Here is a 4,659-nt window from a genome sequence, read left to right as displayed (position 1 = left end):
TCAACTCCCTGTACATGGATCCCGAGGAGTGCGAACGTCACAACGACCATCTGGCCCAGAAGTACGCTGAGATGGAGAAGAACGAGGTCCGCTGGGACACCAAGGAGTGCGATGACGCCGAAGTGGTCATCACCGCTTACGGCACCCCCGCCCGCATCGCCCTCACCGCCATCGAGAACCTGCGCGCCCAGGGCGTCAAGGCCGGCCTCTTCCGCCCCATCACCCTGTGGCCCTATCCCGAAGCTGCCCTGCGGGAGCTGTCCAAGGCAGATCACGTGAAAGCCTTCCTGGACGTGGAGATGAGCTCCACCGGCCAGATGATCGACGATGTGCGCCTTTCCGTGGAGGGCCGCAAGCCCATCCACTACCTGGGTCACGCCGGCGGCGTGATGCCCACCGTGGAGGAAATCGAGGAAGCGGCCAAAAAGGCCTTGAAGGAGGCAGAGTAACATGGCAATCGTATATCAGAAGTCCAAAGGCTTGACGGACGCCGAACTGCACTACTGCCCCGGCTGCAACCACGGCATCGTCCATAAGCTGGTAGCCGAGTCCCTGGTGGAGCTGGGCCTGCTGGACGACGCCATCGGCGTGTGCCCCGTAGGCTGCTCCGTGTTCGCCTATAAATATTTCAACTGTGATATGCAGGAGGCCGCTCACGGCCGTGCGCCCGCTGTGGCCACCGGCATCAAGCGCACCCATCCCCATCAGGCGGTGTTCACCTATCAGGGTGACGGCGACCTGGCCTCCATCGGCACGGCGGAGATCGTCCACGCCGCCATGCGGGGTGAGAAGTTCACCACCATCTTCATCAACAACGCCATTTACGGTATGACCGGCGGCCAGATGGCCCCCACCACCCTCATCGGCCAGCGGGCCACCACCTGCCAGGAGGGCCGCACCAAGGAGCAGGCCGGCATGCCCATCCGCATGGCGGAGCTGCTGTCCACTCTGGACGGCTGCGTCTACGCCGAGCGGGTATGCGTCACCGACATCGCCAACCTCAACAAGGCCAAGCGGGCCATCAAGAAGGCCTTTGAAAAGCAGATGGCCGGCGAGGGCTTCACCTTTGTGGAAGTGCTCTCCACCTGCCCCACCAACTGGGGCATGACGCCGCTGAAGGCCATCGACTGGCTCAAGGAGAACATGATCCCCTACTATCCTCTGGGAGTCATCAAGGATACCGGCGCGGAGGTGAAATAAGATGAAAAAAGAAATCATCATTTCCGGCTTCGGCGGCCAGGGCGGTCTGGCCATCGGCAAGAACCTGGCGGAGGCCGGCATGGCCGAGGGCCTCAACGTCACCTGGGCCCCCTCCTACGGCCCCGAGATGCGCGGCGGTACCGCCAACTGCTCCGTGGTCCTCTCTGACAAGGCCATCGGTTCTCCCGTGTTTGCCCGCTCCACGGAGCTCATCGCCCTCAACGAGCCCTCTCTGGTGAAGTTTGAGGCGGGCGTGCTCCCCGGCGGTACGGTCTTTGTCAACAGCGACGTGGTCACCGACAAGGTCTCCCGCCCCGACCTGACGGCCTATTACATCCCCTGCTCCAAGATCGCCGAGGAAGTGGGCAACCCCAAGGTGGCCAACATGGTGATGCTGGGCGCCTATGTGGCCGCCACCAAGATCCTCAAGCCCGAGACCATCGAGACCATGATCCAGGAGATGTTCACCGGCCCCAAGGCCAAGTTCGTGCCCCTGAACATCGAGGCGTTCCGCCGCGGCATGGCCTGCGTCCAGTAATCCCTCTTATTATCTGCCAAAACACACGGCGGCCGGAGAAGCATCCATTCCCCGGCCGCCGCCTCCTAACCGGCGGAAAGCACCGCGCATTTCCCCTTGACTTTCCCGCCATATCAGCGTATAAAATAAAAGAAGATAGTGTTTGCGTGATGAACGGGACATACCGGGGAAACGAACCCTTCAGAGAGCTGCCGGCTGGTGCGAGGCGGCGGGAATGGTTTTACCGGCCTCACCCGGGAGCTGCAGGCGGAACGGGCTTTGCCCCAGTATGCCTTGCCGGTTTGCCCTCCGATACCGGGGCGTCGAGTGGCCGTGTCTTTATGCGGCAATGAGAGTGGTACCACGGAAGTTTGGCTTTCGCCTCTCCTGCCGCAGGCAGGCGTGCGCGGAAGCCTTTTGTTATTCTGCCGACAAACTTCAAAAACTAAATGATAAAGGAGAGTATCAAAATGCTGGATATCAAAATCACCAAGACCACCAGTCCCAAGGCCAAGCCCACGGACGAGAGCAAGCTGGGCTTCGGCAAAATTTTCACGGACCACATGTTCGTGATGGACTACAGCCCCGATAAGGGCTGGCACGACGCCCGCATTATTCCCTATCAGCCCTTCCCCCTGGAGCCTGCCTGCGTGATCTTCCATTACGCCCAGGAGATCTTTGAGGGTCTGAAGGCCTACCGGACTGCGGACAACACCATCCAGCTGTTCCGCCCGGACTGCAACGCCCAGCGTATGCAGGACTCCGCCGACCGTATGTGCATTCCCAAGGTCCCGGTGGACGACTTTGTCCAGGCTGTGAAGGCCCTGGTGGAGGTGGATAAGGACTGGGTGCCCCACTCTGACGGCGCCTCCCTGTACATCCGCCCCTTCACCTTTGCCACCGATGTGGGCATGGGCGTCCACGCCAGCAAGAACTATACGTTCTGCATCATCTGCTCTCCCTCCGGCGCCTACTATGCCGAGGGCATCGATCCCGTCCGGATCTACGTGGAAGACGAGTATATCCGTGCGGCACCCGGCTTGACGGGCTTTACCAAGTGCGGCGGCAACTACGCTGCCTCCATCAAGGCCGGCGAGATGGCCGAGCAGCAGGGCTTTGCCCAGGTTTTGTGGCTGGACGGCGTGGAGAAGAAGTACGTGGAAGAGGTCGGCTCCATGAACATCATGTTCAAGATCGACGGCAAGATCTACACCGCTCCCTGCACCGGCACGGTGCTGCCCGGCGTCACCCGCCGCTCCATCATCGAGCTGCTCAAGGACTGGGGCTACGAGGTCAAGGAGGAGCACGTGGCCATCGCCGATATCATGAAGGCCGGCCATGAGGGCAAGCTGGAAGAGGTCTTCGGCACCGGCACCGCCGCCGTCGTCTCCCCGGTCAAGGAGCTGGACTGGAAGGGCGACAAGGTCGCCATCAGCGGCGGCAAGATCGGCGAGCTGACCCAGAAGCTCTACGATACCCTCACCGGCATCCAGTGGGGCAAGATCCCCGACACCAAGGGCTGGATCGTCCCCGTCTGCGAGGGCTGAGTCTGAGCAAACCCCGTCAAATCAAAGAGGAGAAGCCGAAAGGCTTCTCCTCTTTTTCGTGCTGTCAGGGCCGGTATCTGAGATGAGGATTTCCTCATGTCTGCGCTAGGATGGCTGCCACCTGTTGGGGCGGTACCTGGGGGAAGGGCCGCAGGGGCGCCGGGTCCGGATCGTAGGGGGCAATGGCCTTTTCAAACCAGGCCACATCCCGCCAGGCGCCGTCCTTGTAGCCGGTGCTGCGCTGAACCCCCATCAGACGGAACCCCAGGCTCCGGTGGAGCCCCTCGCTTTTTTCGTTGGGCAGCGTCACCAGGGCGTATACCGTCCGGATCCCCTGAAGCCGCAGCAGCTCCATCAGGGCGGTGTAGAGCCGCCGGCCCCGGCCGGCGCCGGTGTGGTCCCGGTCCAGATAGACGGACAGCTCTGCGTTCCACTGATAGGCTGCCCGCTCTGCCTGCCGGTGTGCATAGGCATATCCCAGGATCTGGCCCTTCTCCTCCCAGACCAGATAGGGATACGCCTCCCCGAAGGTCCGGATCCGGCGGGCAAACTCCTCCCGGCTGGGAAGCTGGTATTCAAAGGTGATGCCCGTTTCGATATACTGGGCGTAAATGGCCAGCAGGGCCGGCGCATCCGCCGGAACGGCCAATCGGATATGCATGTGATCGCTCCTTTTCCGCAAAAAAGCAGGGACGCTCCGGCGTCCCCGCTCCGTCAGGTCTTGGCCTTGATCTGGGCGCCGCACTTGGGGCAGGTGATGATGATGTTCCCCTTCCCCACCGGCACCCGGCAGATGGTCTTGCAGTTCTTGCAGGTAAAATACTTGTGGTCTTTGTCGGCGTGGCGGGCTCTGGCGCCGTCCTGAGCGCTTTTGAGCTTCCACATCCAGCCGGCAAATTTAGCGTTTTCCGCCCGGCGCTTGTAGAGGTTTTTGGAGAACATCCGGAAAATCACCAGCAGCCACAAAAGCAGCGCGATCCAGTACAGGATGATGGCCAGCAGATCCTGCCGCCCCGCCAACAGGCCGGACACCAGGTACAAGACCAATACGCATACCACCAGCAGTAAATTCAGCTGATCCATGCCGTTTCGCCCGTACATGAACCGCGCCACCGCATTGGCAAATCTGCGGAACAAACCCATAAACAGTCTTCCTTTCGCGCCCTTTGAGATGATAGTTATTTTACTCGGAAACAGCAGGAGAAACAACCGGTTTTCCCTGAAATTTACAAATTGGTCATTTATTTATGGGTCGCGGCGTGCTATATTACTAAGTTGTGAAAAAATACACGAAGAAGGAAGTGTGGCTTCTATGGCCAAGAAACAATTCAAAGCGGAGTCCAAGCGGCTGCTGGACCTGATGATCAACTCCATCTACACCCACAAGGAGATCTT

Annotated in this window: 6 protein-coding genes; 4 read left to right on the top strand and 2 right to left on the bottom strand. The window is 60.4% G+C overall.

From position 1 onward, the window contains the following. The 4 genes from ACT67G_RS11780 to ACT67G_RS11765 form a co-directional block, all read left to right on the top strand. A partial coding sequence (locus tag ACT67G_RS11780) for a transketolase C-terminal domain-containing protein (RefSeq protein ID WP_443664352.1) occupies positions 1 to 449 on the top strand: 449 nt, incomplete at its 5' end. A 1-nt stretch (position 450) separates the two neighbouring features. Continuing rightward, positions 451 to 1,200 carry a thiamine pyrophosphate-dependent enzyme gene (locus tag ACT67G_RS11775; protein WP_326215966.1) on the top strand — a complete coding sequence of 250 codons (750 nt, stop codon included), beginning with the start codon at positions 451 to 453 and terminating at the stop codon, positions 1,198 to 1,200. Between the two features lies 1 nt (position 1,201). After that, complete coding sequence (locus ACT67G_RS11770; protein ID WP_325246893.1) at positions 1,202 to 1,738, top strand: 2-oxoacid:acceptor oxidoreductase family protein; 537 nt, start codon at positions 1,202 to 1,204, stop codon at positions 1,736 to 1,738. Between the two features lie 449 nt (positions 1,739 to 2,187). Further along, positions 2,188 to 3,264, top strand: a complete 1,077-nt coding sequence (locus ACT67G_RS11765; RefSeq protein WP_443664351.1) for a branched-chain amino acid aminotransferase — start codon at positions 2,188 to 2,190, stop codon at positions 3,262 to 3,264. Between the two features lie 94 nt (positions 3,265 to 3,358). Here ACT67G_RS11765 and ACT67G_RS11760 read toward each other — a convergent pair whose 3' ends face one another. Continuing rightward, positions 3,359 to 3,925 (bottom strand): GNAT family N-acetyltransferase, encoded by a 567-nt coding sequence (locus tag ACT67G_RS11760; RefSeq protein WP_443664350.1) that lies wholly within the window; start codon positions 3,923 to 3,925, stop codon positions 3,359 to 3,361. Between the two features lie 53 nt (positions 3,926 to 3,978). Continuing rightward, positions 3,979 to 4,407: a hypothetical protein gene (locus ACT67G_RS11755; RefSeq protein WP_326215963.1), complete on the bottom strand. Its 429-nt coding sequence runs from the start codon at positions 4,405 to 4,407 to the stop codon at positions 3,979 to 3,981. Between the last annotated feature and the right edge of the window lie 252 nt (positions 4,408 to 4,659).

The sequence above is a fragment of the Dysosmobacter sp. genome, from assembly GCF_052306735.1.
In the GTDB taxonomy this organism is placed as follows: Bacteria; Bacillota; Clostridia; order Oscillospirales; family Oscillospiraceae; genus Oscillibacter.
The sequence above is the reverse complement of the archived record's forward strand: the minus strand, read 5'-3'. Positions and strand labels throughout refer to the sequence as shown.

Excerpts from the sequence above, each read along its gene's own strand:
- ACT67G_RS11765 (WP_443664351.1), top strand. The coding sequence starts at position 2,188 with ATGCTGGATATCAAAATCACCAAGACCACCAGTCCCAAGGCCAAGCCC.
- ACT67G_RS11760 (WP_443664350.1), bottom strand. The coding sequence starts at position 3,925 with ATGCATATCCGATTGGCCGTTCCGGCGGATGCGCCGGCCCTGCTGGCC.
- ACT67G_RS11755 (WP_326215963.1), bottom strand. The coding sequence starts at position 4,407 with ATGGGTTTGTTCCGCAGATTTGCCAATGCGGTGGCGCGGTTCATGTAC.
- ACT67G_RS11775 (WP_326215966.1), top strand. The coding sequence starts at position 451 with ATGGCAATCGTATATCAGAAGTCCAAAGGCTTGACGGACGCCGAACTG.
- ACT67G_RS11770 (WP_325246893.1), top strand. The coding sequence starts at position 1,202 with ATGAAAAAAGAAATCATCATTTCCGGCTTCGGCGGCCAGGGCGGTCTG.